General features: G+C 71.3%; 17 protein-coding genes. 12 read left to right on the top strand and 5 right to left on the bottom strand.

Annotated features, from left to right (window positions below; translation table 11 throughout):
- Genes NZH93_RS16935 through NZH93_RS16900 form a run of 8 tightly spaced genes read left to right on the top strand, consistent with a single transcriptional unit; the run spans position 1 to position 7,096 of the window.
- A complete protein-coding gene (locus tag NZH93_RS16935) occupies positions 1 to 936 on the top strand; it encodes an ABC transporter permease (protein ID WP_259624054.1) in 936 nt (311 codons plus the stop codon).
- A complete protein-coding gene (locus NZH93_RS16930) occupies positions 933 to 1,856 on the top strand; it encodes an ABC transporter permease (protein WP_259624053.1) in 924 nt (307 codons plus the stop codon). The genes NZH93_RS16935 and NZH93_RS16930 overlap by 4 nt, the downstream gene beginning before the upstream one ends.
- A complete protein-coding gene (locus NZH93_RS16925; RefSeq protein ID WP_259624052.1) occupies positions 1,853 to 2,680 on the top strand; it encodes an ABC transporter ATP-binding protein in 828 nt (275 codons plus the stop codon). The genes NZH93_RS16930 and NZH93_RS16925 overlap by 4 nt, the downstream gene beginning before the upstream one ends.
- A complete protein-coding gene (locus NZH93_RS16920) occupies positions 2,677 to 3,504 on the top strand; it encodes an ATP-binding cassette domain-containing protein (protein WP_259624051.1) in 828 nt (275 codons plus the stop codon). Before NZH93_RS16925 ends, NZH93_RS16920 begins: the two co-directional genes overlap by 4 nt.
- Complete coding sequence (locus NZH93_RS16915; RefSeq protein WP_259624050.1) at positions 3,501 to 4,457, top strand: aldo/keto reductase; 957 nt, start codon at positions 3,501 to 3,503, stop codon at positions 4,455 to 4,457. The genes NZH93_RS16920 and NZH93_RS16915 overlap by 4 nt, the downstream gene beginning before the upstream one ends.
- A gap of 19 nt (positions 4,458 to 4,476) precedes the next feature.
- Positions 4,477 to 5,244 (top strand): HpcH/HpaI aldolase family protein, encoded by a 768-nt coding sequence (locus NZH93_RS16910; protein ID WP_259624049.1) that lies wholly within the window; start codon positions 4,477 to 4,479, stop codon positions 5,242 to 5,244.
- A complete protein-coding gene (locus NZH93_RS16905) occupies positions 5,241 to 6,419 on the top strand; it encodes a sialidase family protein (RefSeq protein ID WP_259624048.1) in 1,179 nt (392 codons plus the stop codon). Before NZH93_RS16910 ends, NZH93_RS16905 begins: the two co-directional genes overlap by 4 nt.
- Positions 6,416 to 7,096 carry an SDR family NAD(P)-dependent oxidoreductase gene (locus NZH93_RS16900; protein WP_259624047.1) on the top strand — a complete coding sequence of 227 codons (681 nt, stop codon included), beginning with the start codon at positions 6,416 to 6,418 and terminating at the stop codon, positions 7,094 to 7,096. The genes NZH93_RS16905 and NZH93_RS16900 overlap by 4 nt, the downstream gene beginning before the upstream one ends.
- Here the strand turns inward: NZH93_RS16900 and NZH93_RS16895 are convergent.
- The 3 genes from NZH93_RS16895 to NZH93_RS16885 form a co-directional block, all read right to left on the bottom strand.
- Positions 7,085 to 8,632: a putative glycoside hydrolase gene (locus NZH93_RS16895; RefSeq protein ID WP_259624046.1), complete on the bottom strand. Its 1,548-nt coding sequence runs from the start codon at positions 8,630 to 8,632 to the stop codon at positions 7,085 to 7,087. The two genes, NZH93_RS16900 and NZH93_RS16895, sit on opposite strands and share 12 nt — an antisense overlap.
- Positions 8,633 to 8,906: 274 nt before the next feature.
- Positions 8,907 to 9,509, bottom strand: a complete 603-nt coding sequence (locus NZH93_RS16890; RefSeq protein ID WP_259624045.1) for an NAD(P)-dependent oxidoreductase — start codon at positions 9,507 to 9,509, stop codon at positions 8,907 to 8,909.
- Complete coding sequence (locus NZH93_RS16885) at positions 9,506 to 10,876, bottom strand: MFS transporter (protein WP_259624044.1); 1,371 nt, start codon at positions 10,874 to 10,876, stop codon at positions 9,506 to 9,508. Before NZH93_RS16885 ends, NZH93_RS16890 begins: the two co-directional genes overlap by 4 nt.
- Positions 10,877 to 10,958: 82 nt before the next feature.
- Between NZH93_RS16885 and NZH93_RS16880 the strand changes: the two genes are divergently transcribed.
- Entirely contained in the window at positions 10,959 to 11,672 is a 714-nt protein-coding gene (locus NZH93_RS16880; protein ID WP_259624043.1) for a TetR/AcrR family transcriptional regulator, read from the top strand.
- A gap of 286 nt (positions 11,673 to 11,958) precedes the next feature.
- Entirely contained in the window at positions 11,959 to 13,044 is a 1,086-nt protein-coding gene (locus tag NZH93_RS16875) for a lysylphosphatidylglycerol synthase transmembrane domain-containing protein (RefSeq protein WP_259624042.1), read from the top strand.
- Here NZH93_RS16875 and NZH93_RS16870 read toward each other — a convergent pair whose 3' ends face one another.
- Entirely contained in the window at positions 13,045 to 14,130 is a 1,086-nt protein-coding gene (locus NZH93_RS16870) for a M20 family metallopeptidase (protein WP_259624041.1), read from the bottom strand. It lies immediately after the preceding gene.
- Between the two features lies 1 nt (position 14,131).
- Positions 14,132 to 14,737, bottom strand: a complete 606-nt coding sequence (locus NZH93_RS16865; protein ID WP_259624040.1) for a TetR/AcrR family transcriptional regulator — start codon at positions 14,735 to 14,737, stop codon at positions 14,132 to 14,134.
- A gap of 89 nt (positions 14,738 to 14,826) precedes the next feature.
- Here NZH93_RS16865 and NZH93_RS16860 point away from each other — a divergent pair, with 89 nt between their 5' ends.
- Entirely contained in the window at positions 14,827 to 16,560 is a 1,734-nt protein-coding gene (locus NZH93_RS16860) for an ABC transporter ATP-binding protein (protein WP_259624268.1), read from the top strand.
- Entirely contained in the window at positions 16,557 to 18,416 is a 1,860-nt protein-coding gene (locus NZH93_RS16855) for an ABC transporter ATP-binding protein (RefSeq protein WP_276023559.1), read from the top strand. The genes NZH93_RS16860 and NZH93_RS16855 overlap by 4 nt, the downstream gene beginning before the upstream one ends.
- Positions 18,417 to 18,466 lie beyond the last annotated feature (50 nt).

Genomic DNA, 18,466 nt, shown 5'->3' with positions numbered 1-18,466 from the left:
GTGGCGCCCTACCTGTTCAAGCGCCTCGGCCAGAGCGTCCTCACGGTGTTCCTCACGATCTCCACCGTGTTCGTGCTGATCCGCATGGCGCCCGGCGACCCGGCCGCCGCGTACGCGGGTCCGCTCGCCACGACCGAGGACCTGGCGAAGATCCGCGCCTCCTTCGGCCTCGACCGGTCCGTGGTCGAGCAGTACCTGCTGTTTCTCAAGGGCATCCTCACCGGCGACCTCGGTACGAGCTACTCCTTCCGCTCGCCCGCGCTGGACGTGGTGCTGGAGCGGCTGCCGTTCACCATCACCCTCGCGGTCGCCGCGATCCTGATCACCACGGTCGTGTCCGTCCCGCTGGGCGTGTGGATGGCCCGCCGCGCCGACACGACCCGCGAGCTCGGCGCGAACGTCGTGACGATCGCCGGTCAGTCCATGCCGGACTTCTGGAGCGGCATCATGCTGCTCACGGTCTTCGCGGTGCTGATCCCGGTGCTCCCGGCGTCCGGCTTCGCCACGTGGGGCGGCCTGGTGCTGCCCGCGCTCACGGTCGCCATCCTCCAGATCGCCCTCATCTCGCGGTTGGTGCGCAGCGAGATGGCCAAGAACCTCACCGCCCCCTACCTCACGGTCGCCCGCTCGCGCGGGGTGTCGGAACGGGCGCTGGTGTGGCGGTACGCCATGACCAACTCGTCCATCCCGGTCGTCACCGCGCTGGGAACGCGCTTCGCGTCCATGCTGAACGGCGTGGTCGTCGTGGAGGTCGTGTTCGCCTGGCCGGGGGTCGGCTCGCTGGTGGTCCGCGCGCTCGAAACGCGCGACTACCCGCTGATCCAGGCCACCGTCCTCGTCACGGCGGCGCTCGCCGTCACCGTCCAACTCCTGGTCGACCTCGCCTACCCGCTGCTCGACCCGCGGGTGCGCCTCGGGAAGAAGGTGTCCGCGTGAGCACCACCCACCCCGGACCGGCCCGCGTGCAGCGGTCCGAGCCCAGACCCAGCGCCGTCACCGCGAAGCACCTGGCCCGCGCCAAGGTCACCCGCCAGCGCCGGGGCTCGAAGCTCAAGCTGTGGGCCGGACTGGTCTGCACGCTGATCGTCGTCATCCCCGTGGCGCTGGCCCGCGTGCTGCCGCTGCCCGGCCCCGACCAGCAGGACCTCGCGAGCCGCCGCCTGGCGCCGTTCACCGACGGGCACCTGTTCGGCACCGACCAGCTCGGCCGCGACCTGCTGTCCCGCGTCCTGCACGGCGGCCAGGTGTCGCTGCTCGTCGGCCTGCTCGCGGTCGTGGTGTCCGGTGTGATCGGCGTCGTGCTCGGCGCGGCGGCCGGGTACTTCGGCGGGTGGATCGACACGGTCGTGTCGCGGCTGCTGGAAGCGCAGTTGTCGTTGCCGCTGCTGATGATGCTGCTCCTCGTGGTGGCGCTGTTCGGACCGTCCATCCCGGTCATCACGTTCGTCATCGCCATCGCGCAGTGGCCCGAGGTCGCCCGGCTGACCCGGTCGCTCGTGCTGGTGGAGCGGGAGAAGCCATACGTGGCCGCCGCCAGGGTGCTGGGCCTGCACCGGTTCGCGATCCTGCTGCGGCACGTGCTGCCGAACGTCGTGAAGCAGGCCAGCCTGGTCGTGCTCCTGCTGCTGGCGCAGGCGGTGCTGCTGGAGAGCGCGCTGTCCTACCTCGGCGCCGGTCCGCAGCGGCCGTTCGCCACCTGGGGTCGGATCATCTCCGACGGGCAGGACTACATCACCACCTCCTGGTGGATGGTCACCCTGCCCGGCCTCGTCATCGTCGCCCTCGTCGTGGGCGTGAACCTGCTGGGAGACGGCCTCCGCGACCGCGCGCGCCGTCGGAAGGCGAGCACCTCGTGAGCACCGCGCTGCTGGACGTCGAGGACCTCCAGGTCGAGCTGATCACCGCCGGGGGTGTCGTCCGCGCCGTGGACGGCGTCAGCTTCACCATCGGCGAAGGCGAGACCGTGACCGTCATCGGTGAGTCCGGCTCGGGCAAGTCGACCACGGCGATGGCCGTGCTCGGCCTGCTCCCGGACGACCTGGCCGTCCTGTCGGGCTCGGTCCGCTTCGGCGACACCGACGTCATCGCCGATCCCAAGGCCCTGCGCGGTGTGCGCGGGCGGACCGTGTCGCTGATCCCGCAGGACCCCATGACCGCGCTCAGCCCGGTGCACACGATCGGGCGGCAACTGGTCGAGGCCGTGCGGCTGCGCAAGCCGGACCTCGCCAAGCACGCTGCCGAGGCGCGGGCCGTGGAACTGCTGGACCTGGTCCACGTGCCGCGCTCGGCCGACCAGCTCGGTCGCTACCCGCACCAGTTGTCCGGCGGGATGCTCCAGCGGGTGCTGATCGCCATCGCGCTGGCGGGGGAGCCCCGGCTGCTGGTGGCCGACGAGCCGACCAGCGCGCTGGACGTGACCGTCCAGGCCGGAATCCTGGGGCTGCTGCTGGAACTCCAGGAGAGCACCGGCATCGGCATCCTGATGATCACCCACGACCTGGGCGTGGCGCGGCTGGTGTCCGACCGCATCCACGTGATGCGCGACGGCCGGTTCGTCGAGTCCGGCGACGTCGAGTCCGTCGTGGACCACCCGAGCCACGAGTACACCCGCAAGCTGCTGTCCGCCGTGCCCGTGCTGGGGCCGTGGGACGAGGACGACACCGCCGGAGGAGACCGATGACCACTCCGCTGCTCGACGTGCGCGACCTCGTGGTGGAGTACCACGTCCGCGGCGGTTCGTTCCGCGCGGTCGACAACGTCAGCTTCACCGTCCACCGGGGCCGGACGCTGGCCATTGTCGGTGAATCCGGTTGCGGCAAGTCCACCATCGCCTGCGCGATCGTGCGGCTGCTCAAGCCGAGTTCCGGCGAGATCCTCCTGGACGGCACGGACATCGCGGGCCTGTCGGAACGGCGCATGCGCCCGCTGCGCTCACGCGTGCAGATGGTGTTCCAGGACCCGTACGCCTCCCTGGACCCGCACCTGAACGCGCAGGACATCGTCGCGGAACCGCTGCGGCTGCGCGGAGTCCGCTCCGCGGCGGACCGCAGGGCGCAGGCCGCCGAGCTGATCGACCGGGTCGGCCTGCCGTCCAGCGCGCTGGAGCGGCGCCCCGCCGAGTTCTCCGGCGGCCAGCGCCAGCGGATCGGCATCGCGCGGGCACTGGCCAGCAGCCCCGAACTGCTGGTGTGCGACGAGGCGACCAGTGCGCTCGACGTGTCTGTGCAGGCGCAGGTGCTGGCGCTGCTGGAGGACCTCCAGCGCGACACCGGCCTGACCTGCATCGTCATCTCGCACAACCTGGGCGTGGTGAGGCAGATCAGCGCGGACGTGGTGGTGATGAGAGCGGGCAAGGTCGTCGAGTCCGGTCCCACCGCAGACGTGCTGGCCGCTCCCAAGGAGCCGTACACCCGTGCGCTGCGCCGGGCCGCGCTCGACCCCACCGCCATGACCGGGCGCAAGCCGCGCTCGTTCGTCACGGCCCGAGAGGAGATCCCCGCGTGAGCTCGTTCGCCCTGTCCCGGCTGGTGCTGGGCACGATGACGTTCGGCGACACCGTCGACGCCGACGGCGCGCGCCGCATGCTGGACGCGGCGCTCGACGCCGGGATCACCGGTGTCGACACGGCGAACGGCTACGCGGGCGGCGCGTCGGAGGAGATCCTGCGCGGCCTGCTGCCCGGCCGCCGCGACCGCGTCGTGCTGGCGACCAAGGCCGGCATCCCGCACCCCGACGCCGAGGGCGTCGGTCCGCTGTCCGCGATCGGCCTGCGCAAGTCCCTGCGGGGCAGCCTGGAGCGGCTCGGCGTCGACCACGTCGACCTCTTCTACCTTCACCAGCCCGACCGGTCGACGCCGATCGCCGAGACGGTCGCCGAACTCGGCAAGTCGATCGCCGAAGGGCTCATCTCCGCGATCGGGGTGTCCAACTTCGCCGCGTGGCAGATTGCCGAGCTGAACCGCGAGTGCGACGCGCAGGGCGTGCCCCGGCCCGTCGCGGCGCAGCAGCTCTACAACCTGCTGGCCCGTCGGGTCGAGGACGAGTACCTGGAGTTCGCCCGCGTGACGGGGCTGCTCACCGTCGTCTACAACCCGCTCGGCGGTGGACTGCTGACCGGCAGGCACACGTTCGAGGAGAAGCCGAGCGAGGGCCGGTTCGGAGACTCCCGGCTGGCCGCGATGTACACCCAGCGGTATTGGGACGACCGGCTGTTCGCGGCCGTCTCCGCGCTGTCGGGTGTCGCCGCGGGCGCCGGGATCCCGTTGACCGAGCTGTCGCTGCGGTGGCTGCTCAGCCAGGCCGACGTCGGCTCGGTGCTGCTCGGCGGCTCTCGCGTCGAACACCTCGTCGCCAACGTCGAGGCCGCCTCCGCCGGTCCGCTGCCCGCCGACGTGCTGGCCGCGTGCGACGAGGTCGGGGCCGCCCTGCGCGGCCCCATGCCCGCCTACAACCGCTGAAACCCCTGGAGGAGCTGGAATGTCCGCGAGCGAGTTCGCCCGCAAGATCCGTGCCCGTGAACGGGTGCTCGGCTACTGGTGCGTCCTGGACGCGCCCGTGGCGACCGAGCGGATCGCCCGCCTCGGCTACGACTACGTGTGCCTCGACGGCCAGCACGGCCTGCTCGGCTACTCGGGCCTCCTCTCCGGGCTGACCGCGATCGACGCGGGCGGCGCGTCCACCGGCCTGGTGCGGGTCGAGGCGAACGACGCCACGCCCATCGGCCGGGCGCTGGACGCGGGAGCGGGTGGCGTGATCGTGCCGCTGGTCGACACCGCGGCGGACGCCGCCGCCGCGGTGGCCGCGGCGAAGTACGGCCCGGAGGGCAAGCGGTCCTACGGGCCCATGCGGTCGGCGCTGCGGATCGGCCCCACCCCGGCGGACGCCAACGCCTCGACGGTCGTGCTGGTGATGATCGAGACCGCGCAGGGCCTGGCCAACGTCGAGGAGATCTGCGCGACCCCCGGTCTGGACGGCGTGTACGTCGGCCCGTCCGACCTGATGCTCGCGCTCGGCGGGTCCTTCCCCGGCGACCCGGCGCTCGCGGCGGAGTTCGAGGCGGCGCTGACCCGCGTCCGCGAAGCCGCCGCCGCGGCCGGGATCGCGGGGGGCATCCACACCCCGGACGGCGCCACGGCCGCGAAGCGGCTGGCCGAGGGGTACACGTTCGCGTCGATCTCCTCGGACCTGACGCACCTGGAGGCGTCCGCCGCCGCCCACCTCGCCGCTTCGCTGGGCGAGTCGTGACGGTGTCGGCCGTCGCGTTCGACGGAGTCCTGCGGCCCCGTGCCGACGACCCGGAGCGGTCGGACGCGATGCTGCCCGCTCCCGCCGTGCAGAACCACGCCGCGAACCTGGCCACGCTGCCCGCCGGTGGCGACCTCGGCTGCGTGTGGTTCGGCGGTACCCAGGAGGGGGTGCCGGACATCAGCGTCTGGTTCTCCCGGCTGCCCGTCGGCGCGGACACGTGGTCCGCGCCCGTCCGGCTCTCCGACGACGGCACCCGGTCCGAGCAGAACCCGGTGCTGTTCGTCGCGCCCGGCGGCGACGTCTGGCTGCTGTGGACCGCGCAGATCGCCGGCAACCAGGACACGTCCGAGGTGCGCCGTCGGATCTCGTCCGACGGCGGCCGCACGTGGGGCCCGACCGCGACGCTGATCCCGGCCAGCGACACCGGTGGGGTGTTCGTCCGTCAGCCGATCGTGGTGCTGGACTCCGGCCGGTGGCTGCTGCCGGTGTTCCACTGCGTGTCCGTGCCGGGCCGGAAGTGGGTGGGGGACCAGGACACCAGTGCCGTGCTGATCTCCGACGACACCGGGGTGACCTGGCGGGAGTCGGCCGTGCCGGACAGCACGGGGCGAGTGCACATGAACGTGGTGCCGCTGCCCGACGGCACGCTCGCCGCGTTCTACCGCAGCCGGTGGGCCGACTTCGTGTACCGCTCCACGTCCGCCGACGACGGCGAGACGTGGACCGCGCCCCAGCCGGTGCCGGACCTGCCGAACAACAACTCGTCCGTCCAGGTCGTCCGGCTGGTCGACGACCGGCTCGCGGTGGTGTTCAACGACAGCAGCGCTCGCGACGCCACCGAACGCAGGCTGTCGCTGTACGACGAGATCGACGACGACGGGCTCGCCGAGCAGGCGGCGGTGCCGGAGGAGTTCGGCACCGCGTTCTGGGGCGCTCCCCGCGCGCCGATGACCGTCGCGCTGTCGTCCGACGGCGGGCTGACGTGGCCGGTGCGCCGGAACATCGAGGTCGGCGACGGCTACTGCCTGACCAACAACTCCCGCGACGGCCTCAACCGCGAGTTCTCCTACCCGTCGATCCACCAGGCCGCCGACGGGGCGCTGGACATCGCGTTCACCTACTTCCGGCAGACGATCGAGCACGTCCGCGTGCCCGTCTCGTGGATCCGGTGACCCGGCACGCCCTGGTCACCGGCGTCAGCTCCGGCATCGGGCTCGCCACCGCGCGCAGGCTGCTGGCCGAGGGCTGGGCCGTGACCGGACTCAGCCGGAGCGAACCGCCGCTGCGCCACGACCTGCTCACGTGGCACCCCGTCGACCTGGGGGACCCGCCCGCGCTGCGGTCGGCCGTGCGGTCGCTGTCCGCTGTGGACGCCGTCGTGCACGCGGCCGGGCTCCAGCGTTCCGCGCCGCTCGGATCACTGTCCACACCGGACGGGGCCGACATGTGGCGGGTGCACGTGGAGGCGGCCACCGTTCTGGTCGATGCCGCCGTCGACCGGATGCCGCGTGGCGCTCGCGTGGTGCTGATCGGCAGCCGCACCATGACGGGTGTGCCGGGCAAGAGTCAGTACGCCGCGACGAAGGCCGCGCTGGTGGGTCTCGCGCGGTCGTGGGCCTCGGAGTTGGTTGGGCGGGCCATCACCGTCAACGTCGTGGCACCCGGTCCGACCGACACCCCGATGCTGCGCGATCCCGGCCGGGCCGCCACACCTCCCCGACTACCGCCGATGGGGGCGCTGATCGACCCGGCCGAGATCGCGGGGACGGTGCTGTTCCTGCTCGGGCCGGACGCGCGGAACATGACCGGCCAGACGCTCGTCGTGTGCGCCGGGGCGTCACTGGCTTGACGCGGCCGTGCACGGTTTTCGCAGGACCGAGCCGGTCGTGCCGCCCAGTGAGATCGACAGCACCGACGAGCCCTGCTCGTCGGAGTACGTCCGGCCGAGGTCGACCTTCAACTGGCCCGCGCCGGTCTTGTTGGTGTTGACCACGACCGCGCCGCAGGCGAAGTCGCGGCGGAGCAGGTTCTTGCCGACCGACTTGTACGGCCCGGTCGGCTTGCCGAGGTCCCACCCGTACTCCGGGCGTTGCGGAGCGAGGTCGCCGTAGTTGTCCGTGCCGACCGTTTCGGCGATGGCGCTCTTGCCGCCCTTGACCAGGAAGTAGCTGGCCAGCGCGTACCGGAAGGCCCGGTGGTCACCGGGGGAGAGGTGCGGCTGCACCCAGGTGATCTTGCCGCGCGCCTCGTTCGAGGCGATCTGCTCCGCCTGGCTGGTCCACCCGTCCGCTCCCGCGGGCAGCAGGTTGGTCCCGCTGAACGCGACCCACCACTCGTCGAAGCCGCCGTCGAGGTACTCGGTGTAGGCGTTCCAGGTGCCGGGGTACAGGCGGGCGTTCGCCAGGTTCGCCACCGTGAGGATGCCCGCGGCGGCGAACCTGGGGCGGAGGGCGGCGAACATCCCCTGGTACGCCACCTGGAACGCCTGGTCGGTCTGGTACGCCTTCGGGCACCGGCCGTCGTGGTAGGTGTCGCACCCGAACAGGGCGTTGTCCATCAGCACACCGTCGAAACCGCCCGCTTTGACGCTCGCGATGACGTTGTCGCCCCACCGCCTCCGGTATTCCGCGTTGCCGACGTCCATCTGCCAATGGCCGGTGTACCCGCTGTACTCGAACCGCTTTCCGCGGGTGTCGGTGAGGAACCACTCGGGGTGCGACGCCGCCTCGCAGTACCCGACGCCGGTCGGGATCTGCTTGTCGTCCGCGCCGTTGCGGCACGCGTAGCTCCGCGTCGACGACAGGTCTTTGTACACGAAGACCTTGATCGCCGGATTCGCCTTCTTGAACTTCGCCGAGAGGTTGCCTTCCCACGCGTTGAGCACGACGTAGGCCAGTTTCTTCGCGTGCTGGGTGATCTCGCTGTCGCTGATGGGCGAGCTGTCCAGGTGCAGCCAGAACGACTGGGCCTTGCCGGGGTCGCCTTCGGGACGGGACGGGCCCGTGGGAGTCGTGAGGCCGGTCGAGGTCGTGGAGCCGGTCGTGGTGGTCGGACCGGTCGGGGCGGTCGTGACGGTGGTGGTGATGATGGTGGTGGTGCCGGTCAGGGTGGTCGGGCCGGTCGTGGTGGTGGGGTCGGCTGAGCTGGTGGGTGTGGTCGTGGTCGTGGGGACCGCCGCGGTGGTCGGGGTGATCGGGTCCGCCGAAGCCGCGGGGGTCGGGGGGTCCGTCGTGGTGACCGGATCCACCGACCCCGTCGGGATCTCGGTGCTCGTCGGAATGGTGGAACTCGTCAGGATCGCCGTGTCGGCCGGATCCGCGTGGGCCGGAACTCCGATAGCACTCGTCAGGACGAGTGCGGCTACCGCGGCGGTCATCCGTGCCATCGGAACTCCTTCGCATCGGCGGTGACGAGAAGTGCGCTGATGGGCGGATTCCCGGCGGTATTCCGTGATAAACGGATTTCCGTCGCCGCCACTCGGGAGTGGTAGTTCCGCGATGAAACCACACCGGTGCGGCGAAGAGTGGGAATTGATGCAAAGGTGTCCCCGGCGTTACCGGGAGTCGGGTTTTGTACCGTCGAGGACAAACTTGTGGATGACGCTGGCGTTCCGATAGGGGCTGTTCATCACTGAACGGGGTCTTTTCGGGGTACGCGATTCACCGGGCGATGGTCGGTGCCGCCTTCGACCACCGGCGGGCGTCCAACTCCTCGACCACGAATCGGGCCACGTCGGCGCGCGGGACCTGCCAGCCACCCTTCGGGGTCTCACCGTCGAGCACCCGGTAGACGCCGGTCGGCTCCTCGTCGAGCAGCCGGGCGGGGCGGACGAACGTCCACTCGGCACGGGAGTCGCGGAGGACCGCCTCCATGAGCCGCATGTCGCCGTAGAGGTCCCTCGCGAGTGGACGGACGAGGTGGCGGTACCAGAACGAGAAGTTCGGGTCGTCGTCGCGGACGCCGCCCGAGGTGATGGCGACGACCCGGTCGACGTCCGCCGACACCAGCGCGCGGGCGCAGTCCGAGTACAGGCCGTGCGCGTGCCTGCCCGAGGGGCCGATGGCCGAGACCACGACGTCGTGCCCCGCCACGGCCGCCCGCACGCTGTCCGGGTCGCGCACGTCCGCCCGGACGACGAGACCGCCGCCGGTGAACGCTGCCGGCGAGCGCACCGCCGCCGTCACCTCATGACCCGCGCGCACCGCCTCCTCGACCACGAGACGACCGGTACGCCCGGCGGCACCCAAGACGACGACCTTCACGACGACACTCCTGACCGGGGAAGAAGGACGACCAGTGCGGCGCTGACCAGGCACAGGGCCATGACGACCAGCAGACCCGCCACCAGTCCGGTGGTGAAGAACAGCGTGCCGAGCACGGCGACGCCCAACGCCGTCGCGAGCTGCTGCACCGCGTTGAGCGCGCCGGAAGCGCTGCCGACCTCGGCGGGGGAGGCAGCCGCCAGCACCGACTGGATCAGCGTGCCGAACAGCAGCCCCAACCCGAGACCCACGACCAGGGTCGGGACCAGCAGCGCCCACGCGGGGTGGTGGGCGGCCACGACGGCGGCCAGGCCGAGCACGCCGACCGCCTCCACACCGAGGCCGAGGTGCAGCACCGACCGGCCGTGCCTGCCCGCCAGCGCGGGAGCGGCGATCGAGCTGAGCACGATGCCCACCGCCATCGGCGACAGGGCCAGCGCCGTGCCCAGCGCGGAGTGCCCCAGGTCGAGCTGGAGGTGCAGCGACAGCACCAGTGTCAGCCCGCCGACCCCGGTGAAGAACGAGACGGCGACGACGAGACTGCTGACGAACGCCCGCTTGCGCAGCAGGCTCGGCACCAGGATCGGCGACGGGCTGGTGCGCTGACGGCGGCCCAGCGCCAGGAACGCCACGACCCCGGCGGCCAGTTCGGCGAACGTCCACCACGGCCAGCCCGCCTCGCGACCCTGGATGAGCGGGTGCACCAGGAGCGCTGATCCGGCCGCGACCAGCACGGCCCCGATCGGGTCGATCCGGACGGCGGCATCCCCGCTGTCGGCGGGCATCCAGCGCAGCGCGCCCGCGACGACCAGCGCTCCGATCGGCAGGTTGACCAGGAAGACCAACCGCCAGTCGAGGCCGCCGGGGTCGAGTGAGATCAGGCCGCCGGCGAAGATCGGCCCGCCGATCGCCGCGAGGCCCATGACCGGTCCGAACAGCGAGAACGCCCTGGCGCGCTCGTCCTGGCCGAACACCGAGGCAAGCACGCCGAAGCCCTGCGGGATCATCAGCGCGCCGAACGCGCCCTGCGCCACCCGTGCCGCGATCAGCACCTCGGGGGACGGGGCGAGCGCGCACAGCGCGGAGGCGGCGGTGAAGCCGACGGCGCCGAGGATGAACAGCCGTCGGCGGCCCCAGCGGTCACCGAGCCGCCCGCCCACCACCAGCAGCACGCCGAACGCGAGCGTGTACCCGGCGGTGAGCCACTGGAGGGTGGCCGCGCCACCGCCGAGTCCGGCTTGGACGGAGGGGGCGGCGACGGTCATCACCGTCGAGTCGAGCAGGTCCATGATCTCGGCGAGCAGCACGACGGCGAGGACGCGCCAGCGCCAGGGGTGGGTGGTGGTCGGGGGACTGGTGGTGGTCATCCGGGCTCCTGGTTCTTCACGAACGGTGTTCGTGAAGAACCCTGCACTAGCGAACGGTGTTCGTCAAGGTAGGGTTCGCGTTGTGCCCGCCACTCCTCGTGCCCGTCCCGAGAAGTCCACGCTGAGCCTGGACGCGATCGTCGCCACGACGCTCGCCCTGGTCGACGAACTGGGTTTCGAGGCGGTGAGCATGCGGCGCGTCTCCCTGGCCCTGGAGACCGGACCGGCGTCGCTCTACGTCTACGTCCGCGACCGCCGCGAGCTGATGGCCTTGGCCTACGACCTGGCCGTGGGCGAGGTGGTCCTGCCTGACGAGGCCGACGGCGACTGGCGCGCGCGCCTGGAGGTGCTGGTGGACCGGATCGTCGCCACGCTGGGCTCTCACGACGACATCGCGTCCGTCGCCCTGGTCGACGTGCCGACCGGACCGCACACCCTCCGGGTGATGGAGGAGATGCTCCGGCTGCTCCGGCTCGGCGGCGTCGACGACGCCGCGTGCGCGTTGGCCGCCGACCTGCTCGGCCAGTACATCGCGTCGTCCGCGCTGGAGATCGCCGCCCGGCTCCGCGCCCAGCGCGAGTTGCGGCGCACCGCCGAACCGGGACGCGCGACGGCGGCCGTGATGTCCGCTGAGTTCTCCGCCCGGCTCGACACCGTCTACCGCTCGCTGTCGCCGGAGGAGTACCCGACGATCCACGCGCTCGCGCCGCTGCTGACCGGCGGTGGGGGCGGCGACCGGGCGTCCTGGAAGCTCCGGGTGATCATCGACGGCCTGCTGGCGCAGCATTCTCAGTAGCTTCAGTGTTGACCGAAACCAGCCTTCGGTCCGAACCGGCCATCACGAAGGCAAAAGAGCGACGTTGAGCACAGCCGTCGAGCCCGGCGTCTCAAGGCAGGCGATCGACGCGGCAACCGTTGTGCCGGCACGGGTTCCGCTGAGCCGTGGCACCCGGCTCGGAGCGGTGGTTCGGCTCGGCCGGACCTGTGGAGTTCCTGAACGTCCGGACCTTAAAGAGCGTTGCCACCTTCGGCTTTCCGCCGGCCGTGGAAGATAGCGGCGTGAGGACGCACAGGAACACCACATGTCCGGCTGGGACGATCCGGGCATGACGGACGTGATGCACCGGCAATCGGGCAAAGCGGGACGGTTCCGACTGGTCGCCGCGGCCGTCGTGATCGGACTGCTGGTGGTCGAGGCCGTCGTGTTCGCGCCGACGATCGAGTCGGCCGTGGAGTCGCTCTCGAACGCCGACGTGACCTGGTTCTCCGTCGCGGTCCTCGCCATCGCGGCGTCGATGGGCATGTTCGCCCTCACCCGCCGCAGGCTGCTGCTCGCCGCGGGCGTCCACGCGTCGGTCGGCAGTTCGGTCGCCGCCGCGCTCGTGGCGAACTCGCTGCACGCCACCCTGCCCGGCGGTCCCGCGTTCTCGACGGCCTACACGTTCCGCTGGATGCGCGGCGAAGGGGCGGGCAACGCGGTCGCGACCTGGTGCCTCGTCGCGGGCGGGCTCGTGTCGACCGCGTCGCTCGGCCTGGTCGGCCTGGGCGCGACGCTGTCGGTGGGCGGCAGCCCGAGTTGGACGCAGGTGGTGCTCAGCGCCGCCGGACTGGTCGTGGTGACGGCCATCGCCCGCGAGTTCGTGCGCCGCCCCCAACCCCTCGTCACCGCCGCGGGCTGGGCGTTGCGGCGGGTGAACCGGCTCCGCCGTCGCCCGGAGGACACCGGCGTCACCGCGCTGGACGAGTTGGTGGCCCAACTCGGCACCGTGCGTCCCCGCGGTCGCGACTGGAGCGCCGCCACCGGGCTCGCGCTGCTCAACTGGGCGTTCGACGCCGCCTGTCTCGCCGCGTGCGCCGCGGCGCTCGGCGTGCACGGCCTGACGCTGCCGCTGCTGCTCCTGGTGTACACGGCGGGCATGACCACCTCGGGCCTCTCGCCGCTGCCCGGCGGACTGGGCGTCGTCGACGCCGCGCTCGTCCTCACGCTCGTCGCGGGCGGAATCCCCGCCGCCCAGGCGTTGCCGGTCGTCGTCCTGTACCGCCTGCTCAGCCTCGTCGGAGTCGTCGCCGCGGGCTGGCTCGTGTGCGCCGTGCAGCAGTTCGGACCCGCGCGCGGCAGGCAGGCGTTGAAGGGCGAGACCGGTATCGCCGGAATTCCCTCTGCCTGATCACCTGAGCGACGCGAGGAATCCCAGCAGGGCCCGGCGGTAGGGTTCCACCGTCGTGAGGTCCGCGTGCTCGTCCGGCCCGTGCTGGCCGTCGCCCCCGACGCCGAAGATCACCGCGTCGACGCCCTGCCGGAAGTAGAACCGCGAGTCCGCCGCGCCGTGCTTGCGCAGGAGGTCGCCCGAGTACCCCTGGTCCCGCGCGGCACGTTGCAGCGCAAGGACCTCAGGGCTGTCGGGGTCCGCGCGGTGCGGGGGTTCGACGTGGTCGACGGTCGCGGTGACGCCCGGCGGGCACAGGGCGGTGAAGTGGGCGGCGACCTCGTCGGTCGTGCGGCCGGTGAAGTCGCCGTCCTCGGGCGGGAAGCGGACGTCGAGCCACGCGGTCGCGTCGGCGGGGACCTGGTTGGTGGCCACGTTGGTCGTGGCGATCCGGGCGACGTTCACCGTGGTGCGCCACGCCTCCGCGGTGGCGACGGGGTACGCGGCGAGGACGGAGTCGACGGCGCGCACGAGGGTGACCAGGGCGTTGTCGCCGAGCCACTGGTAGGCGCTGTGGGCGGCGTGACCGGTGGCGTGCAGGCGAACGCCCGCGATGCCCTTGGACTCGGCCACGACCCGCAGCCCGCTGTGCTCGCCGATCACCACGAACCCCGCCGTGACGCCCTGCTCGATCTGGTGCAGGGTGCCATCCCGTCCACCGACCTCCTCGTCGGTGACCAGTTGCAGGCCGATCGGGAACGGCGAGGTCGCGGCCGTGTCGCGGAACACCTGCGCCTGGACGAGCGCGGAGAGCTTCATGTCCTGGGCGCCGCGGGCGATCAGGCGGTCGCCGTCGCGCCTCGGGGCGAACTGCTCGTCCGCGCCGGGCACGACGTCGAGGTGGCCGTTCAGGATCACCCGGAAGTCGGGGCGCGTCGCGCCGGAGTACACCAGGGCGCTGGGTTTGCCGTTCGACTCGAACCGCTCGACGGTGAAGCCGGGGCCGACCACGTCCAGCACGAAGTCCAGCGCGCGGCGCAGGTCGGCGGGCCTGTCCGCGGTCGAGCGCACGGCGAGCAGTTCTTCGGCCAGCGGGAGGAAGTCCATGTCACCCATCGTCGCGGGCGAGTGCCAGTCCGCGCAGCAGCGGCAGGTACACGCCGTCGACCAGTTCCACGATCGCGTCGTTCGACATCGGGGCGCGGCACAGCACGGAGTCGTTGCGCACGAGGTCGAACGGCAGCCGTCCCGCTCGCGGCGTCAACTCGACCGGCGGGATCTCGCCGCGTTCGACGGCCCGTTCCACGATCGTCTGCACGACCGCGGCGACCGGCGCTCCGTGCAGTCGGGCGCGCAGCAGCTCGGCGACCTCGGGGTGCCGGAAGACCTCGCTCATGACGCCCGCGATCACCTCGTTCATCATCGCGTCGGCCCGGCGGGCGATCCTGGTGAACAGCACGAGCAGGTCGGTGCGGAGCGCGCCGGTGTCGGGGGAGAAGTGCTCGATGGGCGCCTGGGCACCCCAGGACGCGAACACGAGTTCCGCGCGGTTGGACCACCGGCGGTAGATCACCGGTTTGCTGGTCCCGGCCCGTGCGGCCACCGACTCGATGCTGAACCGGGCATAGCCGACATCCCGCAGCTCGGCCCACGCGGCGTCGAGGATCGCCTGCTCGAGTTCCGTTCCGCGGCGGCGAGTCTTCGGCTCCGGCACCCTTGCCCCTTAAGTACGTTGCGTATCTTATCTGGGTAGCCTACGGTACCGGCCATTAGATACGGCAAGTTTCTTCTGTGGGGGCTTCGTTGCTGTACCGCCTGATGCTCACCTACCTGCGCCCGTACCGGCGCGAACTCTGGATAGTGCTCGTGCTCCAACTCGTCGGCACGACCGCGTCGCTCTACCTGCCCAGCCTGAACGCCGACATCATCGACTTCGGCGTCGCCAAGGGCGACGGCGGTTACATCGTGTCCACCGGTGGGTGGATGCTCGCGGTCACGCTGGTGCAGATCACCTGCTCCGGCGCCGCCGTGTACTACGCGTCCCGCAGCGCCATGGCGTTCGGGCGCGACGTCCGGGCCGCCATCTTCCACCGCGTCGGCGAGTTCTCCGCCCGCGAGGTGGCCGGGTTCGGTCCGCCGTCGCTGATCACCCGCACCACGAACGACGTGCAGCAGGTGCAGCTCCTGGTGGTGCTGATGTGCACCATGCTCGTCACCGCGCCGATCATGTGCGTGGTGGGCATCGTCATGGCGCTCAACGAGGACGTCGGCCTCTCGTGGCTGCTGCTGGTGTGCGTTCCCGCGCTGCTGCTGGCGATCGGAGCGCTCGTCCGGCGCATGGTGCCGCAGTTCCGCCTGATGCAGACCCGGATCGACCGGGTCAACCGCGTGCTGCGCGAACAGCTCTCCGGCATCCGCGTGGTGCGCGCGTTCGTCCGCGAACCCGCCGAGTCCCGCCGGTTCGCCGAGGCCAACGCCTCGCTGACCGACACCGCGCTGCGCGTCGGCAGGCTCCAGGCGCTGATCTTCCCGACGGTGATCCTGATCCTCAACGCGTCCTGCGTCGCCGTCCTGTGGTTCGGGGCGCACCAGGTCGACGCGGGGGAGATGCGGATCGGCTCGATGACCGCGTTCCTCAACTACCTGATGCAGATCCTGATGTCGGTGATGATGGCGACGTTCATCGCGACCATGATCCCGCGCGCGTCGGTGTGCGCCGAGCGGATCAACGAGGTCCTCGACACCGAGTCGTCCGTCGTCCCGCCCGCGACGCCCGTGCGCGACCTGCCCGCGCGGGCCTCGGTGGAGTTCCGCGGCACCGGGTTCCGCTACCCCGGAGCGGCGGAACCCGTGCTGCGCGACATCTCCTTCCGCGTCGAGGCGGGCAGGACCACCGCGATCGTCGGCAGCACCGGCACCGGCAAGTCGACGCTGGTGTCGCTGATCCCGCGGCTGATCGACGTGACCGACGGCGCCGTGCTCGTCGACGGCGTGGATGTCCGCGACCTGGACCCGGACGTGCTGTGGGACCGGATCGGCCTGGTGCCGCAACGGCCCTACCTGTTCACCGGCACCGTGGCGAGCAACCTGCGCTACGGCAAACCCGACGCCACGGACGAAGAGCTGTGGGAGGCGCTGGAGATCGCGCAGGCCCGCGACTTCGTCGAGGCGATGCCGGACGGGCTGGACGCGCCGATCGCGCAGGGCGGCACGAACGTGTCCGGTGGGCAGCGCCAACGGCTGTGCATCGCCCGCGCGCTCGTCCGCCGCCCGGAGATCTACCTGTTCGACGACTCGTTCTCCGCGCTCGACCTGGCGACCGACGCCCGGCTGCGCGCCGCGCTGCGCCCGCACGTCGAGCGCTCCGCCGTGCTCGTCGTCGCCCAGCGGATCACCACCGTCCTCGACGCCGACGAGATCGTCGTGCTCGACGGCGGGTCCGTCGTCGGCACGGGCACCCACCACGAACTGCTGGACTCCTGCGGCACGTACCGGGAGATCGTCCAGTCCCAGCTCACCCCGGAGCAGGCCGCATGACCGCCACGACCACGAGTCCACGTCCCCAACCGTCGCCGATGGGCCGCGGTCTGCCCGGCATGGGCATGCCGGTCGGCAAGGCCAAGTCCTTCGGACCGTCGGCCAAACGGCTGGCGGGCCGGATGCGGCCCGAGCGCTTCGGCTTCGCGGCCGTCACCGCGCTCGGCGTCATCAGCGTCTCGTTCACCGTCGCCGGACCGAAGATCCTCGGGCACGCGACCGACATCATCTTCGACGGCGTCCTCGGCCGCATGCGCGGTGTTCCGGGCGCGGGCATCGACTTCGCCGCGCTCGCCACCGTGCTGATGTGGGTGATGGCGCTGTACCTCGCGTCCGCGGTGTTCTTCTGGGCGCAGGGCGCGCTGCTCAACGGCGTGGTGCAGCGCGTCGTCTACGCGCTGCGCGAGGAGGTCGAGGCGAAGCTGCACCGGCTGCCCCTGCGCTACTTCGACGGCCAGCCGCGCGGCGAGCTGCTGTCCAGGGCCACCAACGACATCGACAACGTCTCGTCCACCCTCCAGCAGACCCTGAGCCAGCTCCTGACGTCGCTGCTGACCGTCATCGGCGTCGTCGCGATGATGATCTCGATCTCCCCGTTGCTGGCGCTCATCGCGCTGGCCGTGATCCCGGTGTCGGTGTTCGTCACCGGCTGGATCGGGAAGCGGTCGCAGAAGCTGTTCATGCAGCAGTGGAAGCACACCGGCGTGCTCAACGCCCACATCGAGGAGTCGTTCACCGGCCACCAGGTCGTCAAGGTCTTCGGGCGGCAGGAGGAGTCCGAGGCCGAGTTCCGGCGTCGCAACGACGACCTCTACGAGGCGGCGCTGGGCGCGCAGTTCATCTCCGGGCTGATCATGCCCACGATGATGTTCCTGTCCAACATCAGCTACGTCGTGGTCGCCGTCGTCGGTGGCCTGCGCATCACGTCCGGCTCGATGAGCCTCGGCGAGGTCCAGGCGTTCCTCCAGTACTCCCGCCAGTTCACCCAGCCGCTCACGCAGGTCGCGTCGATGGCGAACCTGATGCAGTCCGGTGTCGCCTCGGCCGAACGCGTCTTCGAGCTGCTCGACGCGGAGGAGCAGTCGCCGGACCCGGCGGACGCGTCCCTGCCCGCGGAACGGCGTGGCCGCGTGGAGTTCGAGGACGTCAGCTTCTCCTACCGCCCGGAGCAGCCGCTGATCGAGCACCTGTCGCTGGTCGCGGAACCGGGGCAGACCGTGGCCATCGTCGGGCCGACCGGGGCCGGGAAGACCACCCTGGTCAACCTGGTCATGCGGTTCTACGAGCTGGACGCGGGCCGGATCACGCTGGACGGTGTGGACGTCACCTCGCTGCGGCGCGAGGACCTGCGGTCGCAGATCGGGATGGTGTTGCAGGACACCTGGTTGTTCGGCGGGACCATTCGCGACAACATCGCCTACGGACGGCCGGACGCGTCCGAGGAGGAGATCGTCGCCGCGGCGCGGGCCACGTTCGTGGACCGGTTCGTCCGCACGCTGCCGGACGGGTACGACACCGTGATCGACGAGGAGGGCACGAACGTCAGCGCGGGTGAGAAGCAACTGCTGACCATCGCGCGGGCGTTCCTGGCGAGCCCGTCGTTGCTGATCCTGGATGAGGCGACCAGTTCCGTCGACACGCGCACGGAGTCGTTGGTGCAGCACGCGATGGCGGCACTCCGGTCGTCCAGGACGAGTTTCGTGATCGCGCACCGGCTGTCGACGATCCGGGACGCGGACCTGATCCTGGTGATGGAATCGGGGCGGATCGTGGAACAGGGGACGCACGAGCGGTTGCTGGCGGCGGAAGGCGCGTACTCCCGGTTGTACTCGGCGCAGTTCGCGGCGACTTCCTGAGCGGAGCGGGGGTGGTGCGGGTGTGCGGCCCGGACCACCCCCGATCGCTC

The sequence above is a fragment of the Umezawaea endophytica genome, from assembly GCF_025061645.1.
GTDB lineage: Bacteria > Actinomycetota > Actinomycetes > Mycobacteriales > Pseudonocardiaceae > Umezawaea > Umezawaea endophytica.
The sequence above is the reverse complement of the archived record's forward strand: the minus strand, read 5'-3'. Positions and strand labels throughout refer to the sequence as shown.

Coding starts and splice junctions, on each gene's coding strand:
- NZH93_RS16855 (WP_276023559.1), top strand. CDS start 16,557: ATGACCGCCACGACCACGAGTCCACGTCCCCAACCGTCGCCGATGGGC.
- NZH93_RS16910 (WP_259624049.1), top strand. CDS start 4,477: ATGTCCGCGAGCGAGTTCGCCCGCAAGATCCGTGCCCGTGAACGGGTG.
- NZH93_RS16875 (WP_259624042.1), top strand. CDS start 11,959: ATGTCCGGCTGGGACGATCCGGGCATGACGGACGTGATGCACCGGCAA.
- NZH93_RS16895 (WP_259624046.1), bottom strand. CDS start 8,632: ATGGCACGGATGACCGCCGCGGTAGCCGCACTCGTCCTGACGAGTGCT.
- NZH93_RS16870 (WP_259624041.1), bottom strand. CDS start 14,130: ATGGACTTCCTCCCGCTGGCCGAAGAACTGCTCGCCGTGCGCTCGACC.
- NZH93_RS16885 (WP_259624044.1), bottom strand. CDS start 10,876: ATGACCACCACCAGTCCCCCGACCACCACCCACCCCTGGCGCTGGCGC.
- NZH93_RS16920 (WP_259624051.1), top strand. CDS start 2,677: ATGACCACTCCGCTGCTCGACGTGCGCGACCTCGTGGTGGAGTACCAC.